Raw genomic sequence first — 19,185 nt, 5'->3', positions numbered from 1 at the left:
GGCCACCCGGGCCGCCCGGCCACGCAGACCGGGGGCAGCGGCGGTGCCGTCCCCACCATGTCACCCTCCCGGCCGCCGCACCGCACCACGGCCGCGCCCGAACCGGTGAGCCGCGGCCGGCGCCGGGTCACATGTCCGGCCGGGGCTCCGGGGAACCGGTGTCGCGCAGCAGGCGGCGGAACTCGGACCGCCGGTCGGGGCCGAGGACCAGGCTGAACGGATCGTCCCGGCTCCCCGCTCCCACCAGATACAGCGGGAACCGCCCCGCCCCGGCCGGGGCGGATTCCGCCCGCAGCAGCAGCCGGATCTCCAGGCGCTCCGCCGCACCGCACCCCGGTGATCTGGCGTAGGCGGCGGCCAGCCCGGCGAAGCCCTGCGCCACCGCCTCGTTCGGCGAGTCGCGGATCCGTTCCCGTACCGCCGCGGCCAGCGACGGCCCGCGCACATGGCGAATCGTGCGGACGAAGTCGTACGCCGCGGCCCAGGTCGGTGCCTCCCCGCGCAGCGCCCGGTCCAGCACCTCCACCAGATCCGGGCCCTGCGCCGGAGTCTGGTCGACGAAGCGGAGCCGGCCCAGCAGGATGAGGGCCGCCTGCCCGGCGAGCCCTCCGGAGTCCCGCACCACCTGGCTGAGCAGCGGCTGCGCCTCCTCGGGCCGGGCCGCGAGCCGGTAGGCCGCCGGCTCGCGGGCACTCAGCACCACAAGGATGTTCAGCAGCGCCTCCAGCACGGCGAAGTCCAGGGCCCTGGCACGCGTGTGGGCGTCCTCCGCCAGGAGTTGGCGCAGCCAGCCCAGCAGCAGCACGGCCCGCTCGCCGCCCAGTTCCCGGGGGATGTAGGTGGTCACGTCCTCGGGCCGGGAAGGGCCGGGCTTCCACAGCAGCCGGCCGTAGCCGGTGAGTTCCTCCCGGCCCGGCGGGCCGCCGCCCGGTTCGACGAGCCGGCGGGTGCGGTCCCGGAGGAGCCGGCGCGCCGCGGCGATGTCGTCGTCGGTGGCCGGTTCCGGGGCTCCGGCGTCCGGCGTCCGGGCCGACGCGGCCACGCAGGCCTCGGCCACCGGGCCGGCGACGGCGAGGCGGAATCTCCCCTCCGGCAGGTCGGGGACGAACCGGGCCGTCACCCCGGCGCGCACACAGGCGCCGGTCACGGCACGCACCAGGCTCTCGCCGACCTCCAGGCCGTTGCCGCAGGTGAGCAGGGAGGCGAGCAGGTCCAGGACGGTCCGGGCCGCTTCCGGGTCCGCCTCCGGGGCCGTCCCGGCGCCGGCGCCGGCGTCCAGCCATTCCGCCAGGGCCTGCTGGGCCCCGGGCCGCCAGATCGTCGCCGGGGCGAGCAGGGACAGCCACACCCGGCGGCCGTCCGCTTCACGTCCGGCCCGCCCGGCCGCCTCCCGCACCGCATCCGCGTCGTCGATGTCCCACTCCCACACCGCGGCCTGGTACAGCGAACGCCGCGCGGGGTCGGTCTCGGCCACGACCGCCCGGCCCAGGGCCCACCACCGGTCCACGCCGGCCTCGGAGAGCCGGTGGTGCCGGACGTCCCGGTCGGCGTCCTGCCTGGGACCCAGCAGCTCCAGCCGCGCGCGGGCGGAGGCGCCCGCGTCCGCGGTGCACACCAGCTCGACGAGTTCCCGGAACACGCCGGGGGCGCGGGGCTCCCGGGACGCGCGGTGCAGCACCAGCAGATTGCGGACGGCCACGGCCCAGGGTGCGTCCGCCGGAGCCCGCTCCGCCCAGGCGGTGAGTTCCGGCACCACCTCGTCCTCGACCCCGGACACCAGCGACAGCCAGTGCGCGACCGCCGCCGCGTCCTCGGGGCGGGCCGTCGGCCGGCGGATGAGCCGCTCCAGCAGGCCGCGGTCCAGCGGCAGGTGCCAGCCGTGGGTCAGCCGGGCCGCGTCCGCCAGGGCCTCCGGCACCGCGGGGACGTCCGCCAGGACGGCGGGGGAGAACTCCCGCTCCCCGTCACCCGGCACGCCGCGGTGGAGCCGGAGCAGTTCCTGGAGGATCGCCGAGACCGTGCGCAGCGCGATCCGGTCCGCGGGGCCGATGCCGGCGCCGCGGGCGGGTACGGGGGCGGGTACGGGGGCTGGAGCCGTACCGCCGTCGGCGTCGTCGGCGTCGTCGGCGTCGTTTCGGTCGAGGCGGTCGAGGCGGTCGAGGAGAGCCGCGGCGCAGCCGGCGAGGTCGCCGGCCGCGTCCGCCCGCAGCACCGGACTGTCCAGCGTGGCCACCGCCTGGAGAAACCGCTCCCGCACCCGCTGGTCCTCGGTCAGATGGCCGCGGCACCGGTACAGAAGTTCGGCCCGCAGCGCCTGGTCCGGTTCGGCGGCCAGCAGGTCCAGGGCGGCGAGCTGCCGGCGGCGCCGGCCGCCGTCCTGCTGCCCGCCCGGTTCCTGGCCCTGGCCCTGCTCCTGGTCCTGGTCCCCCTTCGCTTCCGCGACCGCTGCCGCTGCTGTTTCCGTTTCCTCGTCCCGGGCCTGCCCGGACAGCGCCAGCAGCAGCAGTGCGGCGTCGGTCGCGGTGCCGGCCGGGGCCTGCGCGGCGAGCCGCTCCAGTTCCGCCAGTTGCCCGGCCGGTACGGTTCCCCGGCCGTCGGTGAGCAGCGGGTACAGCTCCGCCATGAGCGCGGGCAGTTCCCCGGCGCCGGCCTCCGGCGGCTCCTCCCACCGGGCTTCCGCGGCGGCCACCAGCGCGGCGGTCACCTCGGGTTCCAGGTCGGGTGCCCGCCGGTGCATCCAGGACGACACGGTGCGCAGCGCGCGGGCCGGCGCACCGGTCACCGCCGCCGCGGCGCGCGGCATGTCCTCGTGCCACAGGACGGCCCCGGCACCGTCACCTTCGCCGGCACCCGTCTCCGGATAGGGCAGGGTGGTGAGCCAGCCGACGGCCGCCAGCAGTTGGCGGGCGGAGATGCCGTTCAGCCCGCTGTCCGCCGGCGGGTCCTCTCCCCAGGACCGGGCCAGCGCCCGCCCGGCCAGGCGGTCGGCGATCAGCACCGGCTCCTCGAACCGGGTGTCCGGTTTCGCGAGCGACACCGGGCGCCCCGCCACCAGGAAGCACACCGTGAGCAGGAAGCGGTACAGGGCGGGGCGCTCGGCGTCCGGGATGTCCGGGGACTCCCACACCGTCGTCAGCCAGGCCCGGGATCCCCGGATCATGGCGTCGCCGGTGGCTTCCAGCGCGCCCTCCAGGGCGGTGACGGAGGCCCGGCCGGGCGTCATGGGGCGGCCGTCGAGAACCAGCAGACCCAGCTCGGCCTCCGCCCGCTCGGCCGCGTCGCCCTCCTCGGCGGTGGCGATCCGTGCCAGTGCCTCGCGCAGCGGAGCCGGCTCGCCGGGGGTGCGCAGCGCCCAGCGGTGCACGGCGCCGCGCAGGGCCGGGGCCGAGGGCCGGCTCAGCCACCGGACCTCGACGGCGGCCCGGGGGCCGGCCCGGGTGACCCGTTTGCCGACGGTGTCCAGCAGTACGGCGATGTTGTAGACGATGTCCTCCGCGCCGAACTCCGGCACCAGTTCGGTGGCCCGCCGCTCGACCTCCATCTGGCGCGGCATGTCCGGCAACTGGAGCATGCGGGCGAAGTCCTCGTACTGGGCGGCCCAGTGCAGCGCGTCGTGGTGGTCCAGCCCGCCGAAGAGGGCGCAGATCACCCGGGCGCTGCCCGGGTCGGCCAGGCATGCCTGCCAGAGCTCGGGGCGTTCGGTGAAGAGTTCCCGCAGCGGCAGGGTGCCGGGGGCGGGTTCCTCGACGACGGATTCGTCGGCCCGCTGCCGCTGCCGCTCCCAGGCGGCCCTGCCCAGTTCGTACAGCCGCGTCGCGAACGGGTCGTCGTTCTCGGGCCGGTCCAGCTTGCCGCGCACCTCGGCTTCGCGCCGCGGCTCGCCCGCGGCGGCGCGGCGCAGGGCCCGCTGCACGGGCCGGCCCCAGTCCGGCGTGTCGTGCAGGGCCACCTCGGCGAACCGCTCCAGGACCGGGGCGGTGAGCCAGCGGCGCCGCCAGTAGAGCGCGGCCAGCGGCGGGATCAGGGAGGAGTCCGCGAACAGGCTGAGCGTGAGGAAGTCGAAGCGCTCGGCGCCGAGATGGCGGCGGAGGGCGGCGAGCCGGTGGTCCAGGGCGTCGAGGGCGTCCGGGACGTCGCGGAGGTCCTCCCGGGTGCGGGCGGCGAGTTCCAGCAGGGCTGTCAGTTCCACCGGGCCCGCCGCGGCGGCGGGCTGGTCCACCGCGGCGGCCAGCAGCGTGCCGGCCCAGACCTCCCGCTCCTCCGGGCCGGTGTCCAGGGCCCGGCGGATCAGGTCGGTCCTGGACTTCGAGGAGCACTCGCCCAGGGCGAGGAGCAGCGGCTCCCGCCAGCGGGGGTCGCCGAGCCGCTCCCGGAAGCGGTCGAACAGATCCGGGCCCGGTCCGGCCGGCGGGGGGAGCACCCGCAGGTCCCGCCCGGCCAGGTATTCGCGGAAGGTGGGGTGGATGAAGCCGAACTCCCGGGAGGAGAATTCGGCGAGAATGCCGACCCGCTGCCGGATGCGGTCGACCAGTCCCAGGGTGACCGGGCGGGGGTCGTCGCCGGTCACCCGGCGCAGGCCGAACAGGGCGTCGTCAAGGGTCTCCAGGAGTTCTTCCTCGCTGATCCGGCCGTCCGCGTGCCGGTCGTGGATGCGGCGCGCGACCCGGGACAGCATGCCGAGGAACGCCTCCTCGTCGCCGAGCAGCCGGTCGATCGCGGACTCCCCGGCGCCGTCGGTGAAGCGCCGCCAGCGGTAGCCGGTGTCCAGCACCAGCCGCCGGTAGAGCTCGGAGCGGCCGGGCGGCAGTTCGTGATGGCGGTGCCAGTAGGAGCACATGGAGGTGAGCAGCAGCGGGTTGGCGGCGAACCGGCGGACGGTCGGGTTGCTGCGCCCGACCCGGTCCAGAAACGGCGGGGCGTGCCCGGGATCGCCGATGGCGGTGAAGAAGTTGCCGGCGAACCGGGCGATCTGCTCCTCGGACATCGGGCGGATGAGGTAGTGCGCGGCTTCCTCGACGGTGAGATAGACGTCGTCGTATCCGGCGATCCGGCTGGTGATCACCGCCTGGGCGCGGCCGGCCGGATGGTCCGCCGGGCGGTCCGCCACCTGGGTGCGGACCAGGGCGACCAGCGCGTCGGTCACTTCCTTGCGGTAGTCGGTCAGCTCGTCCAGGCCGTCGATCAGCAGCACCGCGTCCCCGTCGGCCAAGGCCCGCTCGAACATGTCCCGCATCAGCCGCCGTGAGTAGCGGATGCCGTCGGGGAGGTGTGCGGCCAGGAATTCGGGGAGACCGCCGGGCGGCTCGCCCTCGGCGAAGTCGCGGGCGTAGTACCGCGCGTAGTCGGCGGCCCGGAACCGCATCGGGACGCGCAGCGGTCCGGATTCCGCGCCGCTCAGCACGGACCGGGAGCGGCGGGCCAGGCTGTTCTCCAGCCACAGGCACAGCACGGATTTGCCGCTGCCCGGATCGCCCAGCACCACCAGGACCCGGTGCCGTTCGAAGGCGGTCTCCAGCGGGACGCCGCTCTCGGCATCGGCATCGGTATCGGTATCGGTATCGGCGTCAGTAGCAGTATCGGCATCGGTGCCGGACCGGGTGGCGGTGCCCGCGGCGGAGCGGGGGCCGCCGGCCAGGATGGCCTCGATGGTGTTCTCCCGGCCGGAGAGCGCCCGGGCCGTGTCGCCCGCCAGGTCGGCCTCGTCCAGCAGCCGCAGGCGTTCGGCGCGGCGCCGGTCGGAGAGGGACCGCGGGTCTGCCTGGAGCGAGATGTACATCTCGTCGAGTCCGAGCTGCCGGGCCCGTCCGGCGTCCCCGGGGTCGTCCGCGTCCTGTTCCATGCCGAGGTCGCCGAGTTCGATGTAGCGGGACTCCTGGAACGCCACCCGCAGATAGTTCTCGCAGAGGCTGCGGTACAGGCCGTCCTTGAGGTGCCGCTCCGGGGCGGCACCCGGCGCCGGTGCCGCCGGGGCCGGTAACGGCCGCTCGTCGGCAGCGCGTTCGGCGGCGGGCGGGTCGGCGCCGTCCTCCGTCTTCTCCAGCAGGTACCGCAGGGTGGCGAAGGCGGCGTGGTCGCGGTCGCCCTTCCGCGGCTTGACGATGCTGAAGTGGTCCCCGGGCAGGGCGCCCACGTCCGGGAAGTAGCCCTGGGCGGAGGCCCGGGGCACCACCTGGTCGTCGGTGCCCGCGAAGACCGAGAAGGGGATGGGGCAGGTCCGCTCGGTCACCCGCGAGGCGCGGGCGATGTCGTGGACGACCCGCACATGGGTGTCGCGCACCGTCTCGTCCAGCACCCGCAGTTCCCGCTCCTGCGGGTTGGTGCCGAGCAGTTGCTGCCGCATGCCGCGCAGGATCTCCGAGCCGGTGTTGGGCGTGGCGAACAGCACCACGCGCCGTATCCGGGACAGTTCCGCGCCGCGTCCCTCGTTCAGCATCCGCACCAGGTAGCGCTGGATGACCAGGCCGCCCATGCTGTGGCCGACCAGCATCAGCCGCAAAGAGCCCGGGGTGCGGACCTCCAGATAGGTCTTGAGCGAGTCCGCCACCGTGCTCAGGGTGGGAATGCGCCGGTCCGGCCGCAGCCGCACCAGGCCGGTGGTGTACTCGAACGCCAGGGTGCCGGCAAAGGCCAGGCCGTCGTCCTCGGCGATGAGGTCCCGGAGGGTGTCCCAGGTCTCCGGTCCCGAGTTGAAGCCGTGCACAAAGACCACCCCCAGCCGCCGCGGCTCTCCGGACACGGCGACCACCCCCTTCCGGCTCGCTCCCCACGGCACCACCGGTCAACCTACCCACCGCACCGCCGGGTTGTGCCCGGAACCGGTGAAGCCGGTGCAGGGGTGAAGGGGGTGAAGGGGGTGACCTCGGCCGGCGGCGGATCGTTGGGCAGGGCCGCGGCGGGGCCGGGCACGCGGAGGGAGCGGACGCGGCAGAGGGGGCGGAGAGAGCGGAAGGAGCGGGCAGCATGGCGGAGCGGAAGTGGACCGAGGCCCAGGTGCCGCCGCAGCACGGCCGGACCGCCGTGGTCACCGGGGCGAACACCGGCCTGGGCCTGGAGACGGCGCGGGTCCTCGCCGCCCGCGGCGCCTCGGTGGTGCTGGCGGTGCGGGACGCCGAGAAGGGCAAGCGGGCCGCCGAGCGGATCGCGGGGACCGCGCCCGGCGCGCAGGTCACCGTGCAGCGGCTGGATCTCTCGGAGCTGGCCTCGGTGCGCCGGGCCGCGGACGAACTCCGGGCGGCGCACCCGCGGCTCGATCTGCTGATCAACAACGCCGGGGTGATGTACACCCCGAGGACGCTCACCCGGGACGGCTTCGAGCTCCAGTTCGGCACCAACCATCTGGGGCACTTCGCGCTCACGGGTCTGCTGCTGGAGAGCCTGCTGCCGGTCCCCGGCTCCCGCGTGGTGACGGTCAGCAGCATGGGCCACCGCATCCGGGCCCGGATCCGCTTCGAGGATCTGCACGGGGAGCGGTCCTACGACCGGGTGGCCGCCTACGGCCAGTCCAAGCTGGCCAATCTGATGTTCACCCATGAGCTCCAGCGCCGCCTCGACGCCGCGGGCGTCCCCACGACGGCGGTGGCCGCCCACCCCGGCATCGCCGCCACCGAACTCATCCGCTACTCCCCCGCGGCGCTGCGGGCGGCCGTCCGCGCGCTGGGCCCGCTGCTCGGCCAGAGCGCGGCCCGGGGCGCGCTCGCCACCCTGCGCGCCGCCACCGACCCGCACGTCCGTGGCGGTGACTTCTACGGCCCGTCCGGTCCCTTCCAGGCCCGGGGCCGCCCTGTCCCGGTCGGCTCCAGCGCCCGGTCCCGCGACCGGGACCTCCAGCGCCGCCTGTGGACGGTGTCCGAGGAGCTGACCGGGGTGCGCTACCCGGTCTGATCCGGCAGGTCCACGGCCAGGGCGTACAGGCGGGTGGTCTGATGGCTGCCGGCGTTGTCGTCCGAGACCAGATGGAGCAGCCGGCGGCCGGCGTCCGCCCCGTCGGCGACGGCCCCGCCCGGTGTCATGCCCTCGATGGTGTCCAGCAGCGGGTTGGGCTGCGGTTCCCGGGCGGTGGCCCCCAGGGACGGGCAGTCCGCGATGTCGGCCGGCAGCCGCTTGTGCGGGAATACGTCCGGGGGCGCGCCGTAGAGCGAGGCCACGCCGGAGACGTCCGGGGCTTCGGCGAGGGAGAGCGCGTAGAGGCGCAGCGGCACCCCGCCGGTGTCCCGCAGGGCGGTCGAGTCGGTGATCTCCGGTGCCAGTTCCCGGCCGGTGCCGCCGAGGCCGACCTCGTACACCACCGGGGTCTTGTCCGCGAGGATCAGCGCCCGTCCCGGGCCGGTGAACGCCATGGCGGACAGCCCGGCCACCGGCCGCCCGCCGTGGCCGACCTTGTCCAGGGCGTCCGAGTAGTCCACCAGGGACACCTCGGGGGAGCAGGCGCGGTCCTCGTTCCCCGAGCCGGCCAGCCACCAGCCGCCCAGGCCGGCGGCCACGGCGACGGCCACGGCGGCCGGCGCCGCCGAGGGCGCGGCCGCTGAAGCCGGCGGCGCCCGCCGTGCCGGCGGGGCGGGTTACAGTGCCGGGAGGGGCAGCGGCCGGGTGCACGGGCCGGGAGCGGAGGGGTGAGCGGCGATGGCACTGTTCGGGAACGCGCATGCGGTCGATCCGGCGGCGGCGCAGCACGAGTACGCGCGGATACTGGTCCAGGGCGAGCAGGTGCAGGCCGCCTATCAGCTCATCCGGGACATGATCCTGTTCACCGACCGCCGGCTGATCCTGATCGACAAGCAGGGTGTCACCGGCCGGAAGACCGAGTACCACTCCATCCCCTACCGGTCCATCTCGCATTTCGCGGTGGAGACCTCCGGGCACATGGATCTCGACTCGGAGCTGAAGATCTGGCTCTCCGGCAGCAATGTCCCGGTCGAGAAGACCTTCACCAAGGGTGTGGACATCTACGAGGTGCAGGCGATCCTGGCGCACTTCGCCATCCGGTAGCCGCCGGCCGCACGGCACCGAAACCGTCCGGGGGCCGGATGGCGTCCTCGCCACCGGGTGCGCGGCGCGGCTGCGGCGGGCCGAAGTCCGCCCTTGTCGCGGGGCGTTCCGGAGCCGGGGCGCTGCCGTACCCTGAGCCTGGCGGCAGCGGCGGCACAAGGGGGGAACGGCGTGGTGGAGTCACTGCACGCGGAGGATCCGCGGGCCATCGGCGGCTATGTCCTGCTGGGCCGGCTCGGCGCGGGCGGCATGGGCCGGGTCTATCTGGCCCGTACGCCGGGCGGCCGGGCGCTGGCCCTGAAGACCATCCTTGCCGAGCGCACCGGCGATCCCGGCTTCCGGCTGCGTTTCGAACGGGAGATACGCAACGCCGACCGGGTGCGCAGTCCCTGGACCGTGCCGGTGGTGGACTGGAGCCGCGGCGACGGCCAGCAGTGGCTGGCCACCGAGTATGTGCCCGCGCCCTCGCTGGAGGAGTGGGTGCTGCACGCCGGCCCGCTGGCCCCGGAGGCGGTCACCGAGCTGGCCGCCGAGCTGATCGCGGCGCTGGCCGCGGTGCATGCCGAGGGCCTGGTCCACCGGGATCTGAAACCGTCGAATGTGCTGCTGGGGCCGCAGCGCCCGCAGCTCATCGACTTCGGCATCGCCCGGGCCCTGGACGATTCCCCGGTCACGCACACCGGCGGCATGATCGGCTCGCCCGGATATCTGGCGCCCGAACAGGTCGCCGGGGCCCGGGAACTCTCCCCGGCGGCCGATGTGTTCGCGCTGGGCGCGCTGCTGGTGTTCGCCGCCACCGGGCACGGCCCCTTCCAGCACACCGGCGAGTCCCCGGCCACCGCCACCCTGCTCTACCGGGTGATCCACGAGCCGCCGGTGCTGACCGGCCTGCCGGAGGTGCTGCGCCCGCTGGTGGAGCCGCTGCTGGCCAAGGAGCCGGGCGCCCGGCCCGCCGCGTCCGCGCTGGCCGCCGGCCGGACGGCCGGCGGCGGCCGGTGGGTCCGGGCGCTGCCGGAGACGCTGCGCGAGGACCACCGCCGGCGGGCCGAGGAGCTGCCGGCCCGGCTGAACCAGAGCGGCGGTGCCGCGCCCGCTCGGCCCGGGGCACAGCCCGCGGTCCCCTCGGCGAGCACCCCGCGACCGCCCGCCCATCCGCCGACGGCCGCGCCCACCGCCGCCGCGGCCGGGCCGCCGTCACCGCCGCCGCCCACCCAGCCGCACGCCGCCGTGCCGCACACCGGCAACCCGTATGCGCCCGGCGGCCCGGCCACCCCGCCGCCTCCGGTGGGGGGCGGCTTCGGCGCGGCCGGTACGCCGGCCACGCCGTATCCGCCGGTCTCGCCCTACCCGGTGCCGCGCCGCTCGTCGCGGACCGTGCCGGCGGTGGTGGGCGCGGTGCTGGCCACCGCCCTGGTCCTGGTGGGCGGCTGGGTGCTGCTGGACAACCGGGGGGAGAACACCGGGGGCACGGCCGGGGACGAGGGGGAGAAGGAGGCGCACAAGGAAGACGGGGCGAACGAGGAGAACGGGGCGGACGAGAAGAACGAGGAGAAGGAGCAGGAGCAGGACCCGGAGGCCCTGCCGGAGCAGTACATCGGCACCTGGGAAGGCTCCGCCGAGGTGCCCGACCGCTCGGACATCGACGGTGAGGTCACCGTCACCCTCACCCTGGACCCGGGCGGCCTCGACGAGCATGTCGGCACCCTGGTGACCAATGCCACGGAGGTGCTGACCGGCTGGAACCTGGGCTGCACCGAGACCGTCAAGCTGATCGAGATCGACGACGGCTCGATCCGGCTGGAGGGCACCTCCAGCCGGAACACCGACCAGGAGAATCCGTTCGTCACCGGCTGCCAGACCGGCAATGTGCACGAGATCACCCTGGACGAGGACGATCCGGACACGGTACTCGGCACCACCGTCTACCCCAAGAGCGAAGACCCGCCGATCCCCCTGCACCGCACCGGCGACTGAGAGCGTCCGCCCGGCGGCGGCGCCGGTCAGCGGGAGCGCGGGGCGCGCAGCAGGGTGTCCGCGGTCAGCGCCAGCACCAGCACCAGCCCGGTGACGATGTAGCGGGAGGCGGTGTCCAGGTTCAGCAGCGTCAGGCCGCTGGAGATCGAGGTGATGACCAGCACCCCGGTCAGCGCCGACCAGGCGCTGCCCCGCCCGCCGAACAGGCTGGTGCCGCCGATCACCGCCGCGGCGATGGCGGTGAGATAGGTCTCGGCGCCCCCGGTGCCCTGGTTGGCCGCGGCCAGCCGGCCGGCCGCCAGCACCCCGCCCAGGGCGGCGAAGGTGGAGCACGCCACAAAGCAGGACACCGTCACCCGCCGCACCGCCACCCCGGCCAGCATGGCCGAGCGGCGGTCGCCGCCCACCGCCCGCACGCTGCGCCCCCACCGGGTGCGGCGCAGCAGCACGTCCACGATCGCGACCAGCGACAGGAACAGCACCACCGGGTAGCCGATGCCGCGGGCCGTGCCCAGATAGGCGACGGTGCCGCCGAGCAGCGCCGCCAGCCCGCCGACCCGCAGCAGCACCCGGGCCAGGCTCGCCCGCGGCAGCTCGGCGCGGGCCCGCCGGGAGCGTTCCAGCAGCTGCACCGCCGCCACCACCGCGATCACCGCCGCCACCAGCGACCAGGCCGCCGCCGGGGAGAGGAAGCCCTGCTGGGCGAAGTCCACCAGCCAGGATTCAAAGGGCAGATTGATGGAGCCGCGGGACCCCAGCACCCGCAACTGGACCCCGGCCAGCACCATCAGCCCGGCCAGGGTGAGCACAAAACTGGGCAGGCCGAGCCGGGTGGCCAGCAGGCCGTAGGTGAGGCCGACCACCACGCCCACCGACAGGGCCAGCACGATGCCCAGCCCGATCGGCCACTCCCACAGCACGGTGGTGACCGCCACCACCGAGGCGGCCAGTCCGCTGACCGAGCCGACCGACAGATCGATCTGCCCGGCCAGCAGCACCAGCACCACGCCCAGCGCGATCACCCCGGTCGGGGCGGACTGCAGGGTGAGATTGACCAGGTTCTCGGCGGAGAGAAAGGCCGGGTTGATGATCCCGAACACGGCCCAGATCAGCACCAGCGCGCCGATGATCGGCAGCATGCCGAGCTCGCGGTCGGGCAGCCGGCGCAGCAGCCGGGGCAGCCGCGCGAAGGGCGCGTCGCTGTCGAACGCGGACGCGGCGGGGTACGGGGCGCGGGAGGAGGGCGGTGCGGGGACGGGCGTCATCGGGGCTTCCTGCCGCCGGGCCGGCTCGCTCCGGTCATCGCGGCGAGCAGATCCTCGTACCCGACGCTGGCGGCGTCAAGCTCTCCGCCGACCCGGCCCAGGCGCAGCACCACGAAGCGGTCGGCGACCGCTTGCAGGTCCGCCGCCTGGTGACTGATCAGCACCACCGCGTGACCGCGTTCGCGCAGCCGCTCCACCAGATTGAGCACCTCGGCGGTCTGCCGGATGCCGAGCGCGGCGGTCGGCTCGTCCAGCACCACCACCCGGGGCGAGCCGAGCAGCGCCCGGGCCACCGCCACCACCTGACGCTGGCCGCCGGACAGCTCGCGCACCGGCAGCCGTACCGAGGGCACGCTGGTGCCGAGCTGGCCGAGCAGTTCCCAGGCCTTGCGTTCCATGGCGACCTCGTCCAGAAAGCCGCCGCGGGTGGGCTCGTGGGCGAGGAAGAGGTTCTCCACCACGTCGAGGTTGTGGCACAGGGCCAGGTCCTGGAAGACGGCGGCGATGCCCAGGCTGCGGGCCACGGCCGGGGAGCCGAGCACCACGGGACGGCCGTCCAGCAGCAGCTGTCCGGCGTCCGGCCGGTAGGCCCCGGCGATCACCCCGGCCAGGGTGGACTTGCCGGCGCCGTTGTCGCCGACCACGGCCAGCACCTCGTGCGGGCGGACGTCCAGGCTGACGTCGGACAGCGCGCGCACGCCGCCGAAGTTCTTGCTGATCCCGCGCAGCGACAGCACCGCGCCGGGCAGCGCGGCGGCCGGGGGCGGGGCCGCGGCCCCGGACCGGGACCCGGACCGGGGCTCGGGCTGAGAGTGGGGCTGGGGCCGGGTCACGGGGTCACCTCCTCCAGGCCGGCCTCGGCGCAGGCGGCCTCGTAGTAGCGGGTGCAGATCTGGTCCACCGAGTGGACACCGCCGTCCACGATCACCCGCTCGACGTCGTTCACGCCCACCGCGCGGGGGGCGAGCAGCAGGCTGGGCACGCCGTCGATCACCGCGGTGGTGCGCGGCGACTCGCCGCGCAGCACCCGCACGGCCAGTTCGGCGGCGGTGCGGGCCTGCTCGGTGGCGGCCTTGTAGACGGTCATGTACTGGTCGCCGGAGATGATCCGCTGCACCGCGGCCAGTTCGCCGTCCTGGCCGGTGACCGGCGGCAGCGGCTCGACCCCGGCGGCCTTCATGGCGGCGATGGCGCCGCCCGCGATGGCGTCGTTGGCGGCGTAGACGCCGTCGACCCGGCCCGCGTACTGGGTGAGCTGGCTCTCCACCCAGTCGGTGGCCTTGTCCGGGCTCCAGTCGGGCGTGTCGTACTCGGCGAGCACCTCGATGTCCTCTCCGTCGAGCGCACGGGCGACCCCGGCGGCGAGCTCCGCGGAGTTGGGGTCGGTCGGGGAACCGTGGACGAGGAGTATGCCGGGTGGCTCTCCGCCGGTGCGCGGCGCCCGCTCCTTCAGCGCGGCCACCAGGGCGGTGCCCTGGAGATAGCCGATCAGCTCGCTGTCGAAGGAGACGTAGTAGTCCACGTCGGGGTCGGCGATGAAGCGGTCGTAGGCGATCACCGGGACGCCGTAGCGCTGCGCCTCCTGCACGATGCTGACCGCGGCGACCGCGTCCACGGCGTCCAGCACGAGCACATCGGCGCCGCGCGCGAGCATGGATTCGGCCTGCTGCTGCTGGAGGGCGGCGTCCTGGTCGGCGTTGGCGTAGTACACCTCGCAGTCCGGGCAGCGGCGCTCCACGAGGCCGGTGAACGCCGGCCGGTCGGCGCTCTCGTAGCGGGCCGTCTTCACCTCCGGCAGCAGCAGCGCGATGGCGCCCTCGGAGTCCTCGCCGCCGCCCGCCGCGGCCCCGCAGGCCGCCCCGCCCAGGGCGAGCGCGGCCACCGCGGCCAGCGCCGCGGCGGCGCGGACCGTGCGGCGGCGTTCCGGCCGGGTCATACGTTCACCCCCAGGCCGCCGCTGAGGCGGGCGGTGTCCATGGCGACGGCGAGCGCGCCGCGCACCTCGGCCGCCGAGCCCAGCTCGGCGGCCGTCACTTCCACCGGTCCGGCGGTGCTGGGCATGGTGCGCTGTGCGACCACGTTCCGCATCGGGCCCAGCAGGATCTCCCCGGCGTCCGCCAACTGGCCGCCGATCACCACCAGTTCCGGATCCACCAGATTGCACAGGTTGGCCGCGGCCACGCCCAGGTGCTGCCCGGTGTCGGAGAGCACCCGGCGGCAGCCGGGGTCGCCCTCCTTGGCCCGGGTGATCACATCGCGCAGTGTGAGGTGTCCGTGGCTGGCGGCCAGCATGCCCAGCAGTGCCGGGGCGCCGACATAGGTCTCCAGGCAGCCGCGGTTGCCGCAGCGGCAGATCGGCCCGTTCTCGTCGATCGTCACATGCCCGATCTCGCCGGCGCCGCCCGCCCGGCCGTGCATCAGCCGGCCGCCGAGGACCAGTCCGCCGCCGACCCCGTGCGAGACCCGCAGATAGGCCAGGTTCTCGCGGCCGGCGCCGGCCCCGAACCGGGCTTCGGCCAGGGCGCCGAGGTTGGCGTCGTTGTCCACGGTCACCGGGGCGTCCAGTTCCTCGCCGATCACCTCGGGCACGGCCACCCCGTCCCAGCCGCGCAGCATGCCGACCGTGGTGATCCGGCCGCTGCGGCGGTCCACCGGCGCGGGCAGGCAGACCCCGACGGCGAGCAGTTCCTCGGGGCGGGCGTCCACCGACTCGACCATCTCGCCGACCAGCATGGCGGCGCGGCGCAGTCCGGCGTCGGCCCGGTGGTCGGGGGCGAGCGGCATCCGCTGGTCGGCCAGCACCTGCATGGAGGCGTCGGCCAGCGCCACCCGCAGCGAGCGGCTGCCGAAGTGCACCCCGGCGACCAGGCCGAGGTTGCGGGCCAGGGTGACCAGCAGGGCGCGCCGGCCGCTGCGGGTGGAGGGCGAGGTGTGCAGCACGCCGGCCGCGGTGAGTTCTTTGACGATGTTGGAGACGGTGGCCGGGGACAGGCCGGTGACGCCGGCCAGCTCGATCTGCGTGAGCGACCCACGCCGCTGGACGGCGCTCACGATCCGGGCTCGGTTGGCCTCACGTAGTGAAGTCTGCGAACCCGGGGTCACCCGGTCAGCGCGCACAGCGGTCAGGATACCGCCTGGTCTCGCAAGCGCTCTGAATCCGGATCGGGCGAGATGTGGCATCACCGCAGGGTTGAATACAGGACCCGACCGTAAGGCACGGTTGGATGTCACTTTGAATTTACTTCTTGACTTCAACCATGGCCGGGCCTTTGATGGGCCGCGGACGGGCGCAGCACGGCGCTTCCGGCCGGTGCGTGACTCCCCACGCGCACCGACCACCAGATACGGCAACGAAGGCGTAGGGATACGAATGCGTTTCAATCGCAGAACGAACGCGGTGGTGGCGGGCGCCGTCATCGCCGGTCTGACGCTCGCCGCCTGCGGCGGCGACTCCGATGACGGCGGCGATGGCGGCGGCGGCGGTTCCGCCGCCGAGGTCGAGGTCTTCACCTGGTGGGCGGCCGGCTCGGAGAAGGCGGGCCTGGACGCTCTGGTGAACGTCTTCGAGGAGCAGCACCCGGAGACCAAGTTCGTCAACGGCGCCGTGGCCGGCGGGGCCGGTTCCGCGGCCAAGGACCTTCTCCAGTCCCGTCTCCAGGCCAACGACCCGCCGGACACCTTCCAGGCGCACGCCGGCATGGAGCTGCTGGACTACATCAACGCGGGCCAGCTCCAGGACGTGTCGCTGCTGTACGACGCCTTCGACCTGCGCGAGGCGTTCCCGGCCGACCTGATCGAGCGGCTGACCCACGACGGCAAGATCTACTCCATCCCCTCCAACATCCACCGCGCCAACGTGGTGTGGGCCAACCCGGCCGTGCTGGAGGAGAACGGGATAGACCCGGACAAGACCTATGCGGACCTGGACGAGTGGTTCGCCGACCTGGACGTCCTTCAGGAGGCGGGCGTCACCCCGCTGTCGGTGGCCACCGCCTGGACCCAGGTCCACCTGCTGGAGACCATCCTGCTCTCCACCCTCGGCGCGGACGCCTACACCGGCCTGTGGGAGGGCGAGACCGACTGGAACGGCCCCGAGGTCACCGAGGCGCTGGAGAACTTCGAGCAGGCCATGAGCTACACCAACGGTGACCGGGACGGTCTGGACTGGCCCGAGGCCACCCAGATGGTCATCGACGGCAACGCCGCCTTCAATGTGATGGGCGACTGGGCGGTGGCCGCGTTCGAGGAGCAGGGCAAGGAACTGGGCACCGACTTCACCGCCTTCCCGGTCCCGGGCACGGACGGGGTCTTCGACTTCCTCGCCGACTCCTTCACCCTGCCCGAGGGCGCCCCGCACCCGGACGGTGCCCGCAACTGGCTGGAGACCGTGGGCTCGCTCGAAGGCCAGACCGCGTTCAACAAGGCCAAGGGCTCCATCCCGGCCCGCGTGGACGCCGACCCGGCCGAGTTCTCCGCCTACCAGCAGACGGCCATCGAGTCCTTCGGCCAGGACACCATCGTCTCCTCCCTGGCGCACGGCGCGGCGGCCCCGGTGGCCGTGCTGAACGCCGTCTCGGACGCCACCAGCAAGTTCACCGCCGGCGCCTCCGACATCGGAACATTCCAGTCCGAACTCGCCTCCGCCGCGGCGGCCACGAGCTGACCCGACGGAGCGAGCCCGCCGAACCGGCCCCGGACCCGGCCAGAAACCCGGGGCCCGGTCCCGGACCGGACCCGACCGCGGCGCGCCGCCGCCGGCCCCACCCCGCCGGCGGCGCGCCGCGGCGCTCCAGGGAGATTTCGATGATCAAGACCGCCAAGAAAGCCGGCCGGAAGGCCGGGGCGCCGCTGCTGCTGATCGCGCCCTCGCTGATCCTCGTGGGCATCTTCGTCTACGGGCTGATCGGCGCGAACTTCAAGACCTCGCTCAGCGATGTGCACACCGCGGGCCAGGCCACCGGGCAGGCACCGGCCGGCACCGTATGGCTGGACAACTACTTCGACCTGCTCGGCAGCGAGGCGTTCCAGCACTCGCTGAAGAACCTCTTCCTCTACACCGGGGTCTTCCTCGGCGGCACCATGCTGATGGGCTTCCTCTGGGCCTGGCTGCTGGAACGGCCGATGAAGGGGGAGGGGATCTTCCGTTCCGTCTACCTCTTCCCGATGGCCGTGTCCTTCGTGGCCTCCGGTGTGGTGTGGCGCTGGCTGCTCAACTCCAACCAGGACCAGAGCGCCACCGGGCTCAACCGCCTCTTCCAGATGATCGGGCTCGACTTCCTCCAGAACAACTGGTGGAACAACGTCGACTACGGCATCACCGCGATCGCCATCCCCGCCATCTGGCAGTTGTCCGGCTATGTCATGGCCCTGTTCCTGGCGGGCTTCCGCGGCATCCCCGACGAACTGCGCGAGGCCGCCCGCGTCGACGGGGCCACCACCTGGCAGCTCTACCGCCATGTGCTCTTCCCGCAGCTCTCCCCGATCGCGCTGTCGGCCCTCATCATCATCGGCCACATGTCGCTGAAGTCCTTCGACCTGATCATGTCGATCTCGAAGCCGGCGAACTACCAGACCAAGGTCCCGGCCGTCGACATGTATGTGTTCAAGTCGAGCTTCGACTACGCGAACGCCGCCGCGGTCGGCTCGATCCTGCTGGTGCTCGTGGCCCTGGTGGTCGTGCCCTATCTCGTCCGCACGAATCGCAAGGAGAAGTGATGACCGCGCTTCCCACCGAGGCGGTCCCGGCTTCGCGGCCCACCGGCGCTCCGTCCGGACCGGCACACGCCCGGCCCCGCCGCACCGGCGGTTTCCCCGTGGCCCGCACCCTGCGCTACGCGGCCCTCCTCCTTTTCCTGCTCATCGTCCTGATCCCCGTCTATGTCCTGCTGGTCACCAGCTTCAAGGGCCCCGGCGACGCCTCGCCGGCCCGCGCCTGGTCGCTGCCGACCGAGTGGACGCTGGACAACTGGGACACCGCCTGGACCACCCTCTCCCCGGCCATCTGGCGGACCCTCCAGATGGTGATCCCCTCGGCGCTGATCGCGGCGCTGCTGGGCTCGGTCAACGGCTTTGTGCTCTCCCGCTGGTCCTTCCGGGGCGCCAATCTGGTCTTCACCCTCATCCTGTTCGGGATGTTCATCCCCTACCAGGCGGTGATCATCCCGCTGAATGAGCTGGTGCTGGACCTGGAACTCCCCAGCGGGGTGCCCACCCTGATCCTGCTGCACGTGGTCTTCGGCATCCCGATCACCACGCTGATCTTCCGGAACTACTACCAGACCGTTCCGCACGAGCTGGTGGAAGCCGCCCGGATCGACGGCGCCGGCATGCTCCGCACCTACTGGTCGGTCATCCTCCCGATCTCCGTGCCCAGCTTTGTCGTCGTCCTGATCTGGCAGTTCACCTCGGCCTGGAACGACTTCCTGTTCGCGGTGTTCTTCTCCTCCAGCCAGAACGGCCCGGTGACGCTGGCGCTGAACAACCTCGCCAACGGCGCGCTGCTGCAGAACTACGGCGTCTCCATGGCGGGGGCCCTGTTCGCCTCGCTGCCGACCCTGGTGGTCTACATCATCCTGGGCAAGTACTTCATCGGCGGCCTGATGTCCGGCTCCGTCAAGAGCTGATCGCGGAAAGAGCCGTGGCGCGGCGGCCGGCTGGGCCGCCGCGCCACGGGGGTGCGGTGTCGTGCAGGTGGGGGGCCGCGCTATCCGGCGCTGCAGGACACCGTTGGCCAGGTCCAGTTGCCGTTGTGCCTGATGGTGACGCCGAAGTTGTTGCCGTTGCCGTTCGGCCTGGCGACCATCACCTGTGAACTCGGCCAGGTGGCCTGGGTGTTCCAGGTGGCGATGATGGTGGCCGGGGACGGGACGTTCATGGTCACGGTCCAGTTGCTGGAGCCGGAGACCGAGACGTTCAGGTTGTAGCGGTCGCTCCACTGGGAGCCCGCGGAGAGGGTCGCGGT

General features: G+C 73.6%; 12 protein-coding genes and 1 pseudogene. 6 read left to right on the top strand and 7 right to left on the bottom strand.

Annotated elements, in window-relative coordinates; translation table 11 throughout:
* Nucleotides 1-127: 127 nt before the first annotated feature.
* The gene (locus BM242_RS26460) at nucleotides 128-6,736 is read right to left on the bottom strand and encodes an AAA family ATPase (protein WP_139238460.1); all 6,609 of its coding nucleotides are present in this window, start codon (nucleotides 6,734-6,736) and stop codon (nucleotides 128-130) included.
* 224 nt (nucleotides 6,737-6,960) lie between these two features.
* On the opposite strand from BM242_RS26460, the gene BM242_RS26455 reads away from it, so the two are divergent.
* Nucleotides 6,961-7,881 (top strand): SDR family NAD(P)-dependent oxidoreductase, encoded by a 921-nt coding sequence (locus BM242_RS26455; RefSeq protein ID WP_093841474.1) that lies wholly within the window; start codon nucleotides 6,961-6,963, stop codon nucleotides 7,879-7,881.
* On the opposite strand, the gene BM242_RS26450 is transcribed toward BM242_RS26455, so the two are convergent.
* Nucleotides 7,869-8,492 carry an esterase-like activity of phytase family protein gene (locus tag BM242_RS26450; RefSeq protein ID WP_245834544.1) on the bottom strand — a complete coding sequence of 208 codons (624 nt, stop codon included), beginning with the start codon at nucleotides 8,490-8,492 and terminating at the stop codon, nucleotides 7,869-7,871. The two genes, BM242_RS26455 and BM242_RS26450, sit on opposite strands and share 13 nt — an antisense overlap.
* Before the next feature lie 127 nt (nucleotides 8,493-8,619).
* Here BM242_RS26450 and BM242_RS26445 point away from each other — a divergent pair, with 127 nt between their 5' ends.
* Together BM242_RS26445 and BM242_RS26440 are read left to right on the top strand one after the other, a co-directional pair.
* A complete protein-coding gene (locus BM242_RS26445) occupies nucleotides 8,620-8,985 on the top strand; it encodes a PH domain-containing protein (RefSeq protein WP_093841473.1) in 366 nt (121 codons plus the stop codon).
* Between the two features lie 171 nt (nucleotides 8,986-9,156).
* Nucleotides 9,157-10,959 carry a serine/threonine protein kinase gene (locus BM242_RS26440; RefSeq protein WP_093841472.1) on the top strand — a complete coding sequence of 601 codons (1,803 nt, stop codon included), beginning with the start codon at nucleotides 9,157-9,159 and terminating at the stop codon, nucleotides 10,957-10,959.
* Between the two features lie 26 nt (nucleotides 10,960-10,985).
* Here BM242_RS26440 and BM242_RS26435 read toward each other — a convergent pair whose 3' ends face one another.
* The 4 genes from BM242_RS26435 to BM242_RS26420 form a co-directional block, all read right to left on the bottom strand.
* Nucleotides 10,986-12,224, bottom strand: coding sequence for a sugar ABC transporter permease (locus BM242_RS26435; RefSeq protein WP_093841471.1), 1,239 nt, complete (start codon nucleotides 12,222-12,224; stop codon nucleotides 10,986-10,988).
* The gene (locus tag BM242_RS26430) at nucleotides 12,221-12,961 is read right to left on the bottom strand and encodes an ATP-binding cassette domain-containing protein (protein WP_175541593.1); all 741 of its coding nucleotides are present in this window, start codon (nucleotides 12,959-12,961) and stop codon (nucleotides 12,221-12,223) included. The genes BM242_RS26435 and BM242_RS26430 overlap by 4 nt, the downstream gene beginning before the upstream one ends.
* A 92-nt stretch (nucleotides 12,962-13,053) precedes the next feature.
* Nucleotides 13,054-14,160 carry a substrate-binding domain-containing protein gene (locus tag BM242_RS26425; protein ID WP_093841470.1) on the bottom strand — a complete coding sequence of 369 codons (1,107 nt, stop codon included), beginning with the start codon at nucleotides 14,158-14,160 and terminating at the stop codon, nucleotides 13,054-13,056.
* On the bottom strand, nucleotides 14,157-15,275 hold the full coding sequence (locus BM242_RS26420) for an ROK family transcriptional regulator (RefSeq protein WP_245834543.1): 1,119 nt from the start codon (nucleotides 15,273-15,275) through the stop codon (nucleotides 14,157-14,159). The genes BM242_RS26425 and BM242_RS26420 overlap by 4 nt, the downstream gene beginning before the upstream one ends.
* 319 nt (nucleotides 15,276-15,594) lie before the next feature.
* Between BM242_RS26420 and BM242_RS26415 the strand changes: the two genes are divergently transcribed.
* The 3 genes from BM242_RS26415 to BM242_RS26405 all read left to right on the top strand — a co-directional run bounded on the left by BM242_RS26415 (nucleotide 15,595) and on the right by BM242_RS26405 (nucleotide 18,847).
* Nucleotides 15,595-16,887, top strand: coding sequence for an ABC transporter substrate-binding protein (locus tag BM242_RS26415; protein WP_093841468.1), 1,293 nt, complete (start codon nucleotides 15,595-15,597; stop codon nucleotides 16,885-16,887).
* A gap of 140 nt (nucleotides 16,888-17,027) precedes the next feature.
* Complete coding sequence (locus BM242_RS26410; protein WP_093841467.1) at nucleotides 17,028-17,939, top strand: carbohydrate ABC transporter permease; 912 nt, start codon at nucleotides 17,028-17,030, stop codon at nucleotides 17,937-17,939.
* The gene (locus tag BM242_RS26405; protein ID WP_093841466.1) at nucleotides 17,939-18,847 is read left to right on the top strand and encodes a carbohydrate ABC transporter permease; all 909 of its coding nucleotides are present in this window, start codon (nucleotides 17,939-17,941) and stop codon (nucleotides 18,845-18,847) included. Before BM242_RS26410 ends, BM242_RS26405 begins: the two co-directional genes overlap by 1 nt.
* A gap of 80 nt (nucleotides 18,848-18,927) precedes the next feature.
* Here the strand turns inward: BM242_RS26405 and BM242_RS26400 are convergent.
* Nucleotides 18,928-19,185 (bottom strand): annotated as a pseudogene (locus tag BM242_RS26400) (glycoside hydrolase family 11 protein); the annotation flags it as partial.

It is taken from the genome of Streptomyces aidingensis (genome assembly GCF_900112355.1).
GTDB classification, from domain to species: Bacteria; Actinomycetota; Actinomycetes; order Streptomycetales; family Streptomycetaceae; genus Streptomyces; species Streptomyces aidingensis.
The sequence above is the reverse complement of the archived record's forward strand: the minus strand, read 5'-3'. Positions and strand labels throughout refer to the sequence as shown.

Bases quoted from the DNA above. Each gene is read 5' to 3' on its own strand.
- BM242_RS26455 (WP_093841474.1), top strand. From the start codon at position 6,961: ATGGCGGAGCGGAAGTGGACCGAGGCCCAGGTGCCGCCGCAGCACGGC.
- BM242_RS26445 (WP_093841473.1), top strand. From the start codon at position 8,620: ATGGCACTGTTCGGGAACGCGCATGCGGTCGATCCGGCGGCGGCGCAG.
- BM242_RS26435 (WP_093841471.1), bottom strand. From the start codon at position 12,224: ATGACGCCCGTCCCCGCACCGCCCTCCTCCCGCGCCCCGTACCCCGCC.
- BM242_RS26425 (WP_093841470.1), bottom strand. From the start codon at position 14,160: ATGACCCGGCCGGAACGCCGCCGCACGGTCCGCGCCGCCGCGGCGCTG.
- BM242_RS26415 (WP_093841468.1), top strand. From the start codon at position 15,595: ATGCGTTTCAATCGCAGAACGAACGCGGTGGTGGCGGGCGCCGTCATC.
- BM242_RS26410 (WP_093841467.1), top strand. From the start codon at position 17,028: ATGATCAAGACCGCCAAGAAAGCCGGCCGGAAGGCCGGGGCGCCGCTG.
- BM242_RS26405 (WP_093841466.1), top strand. From the start codon at position 17,939: ATGACCGCGCTTCCCACCGAGGCGGTCCCGGCTTCGCGGCCCACCGGC.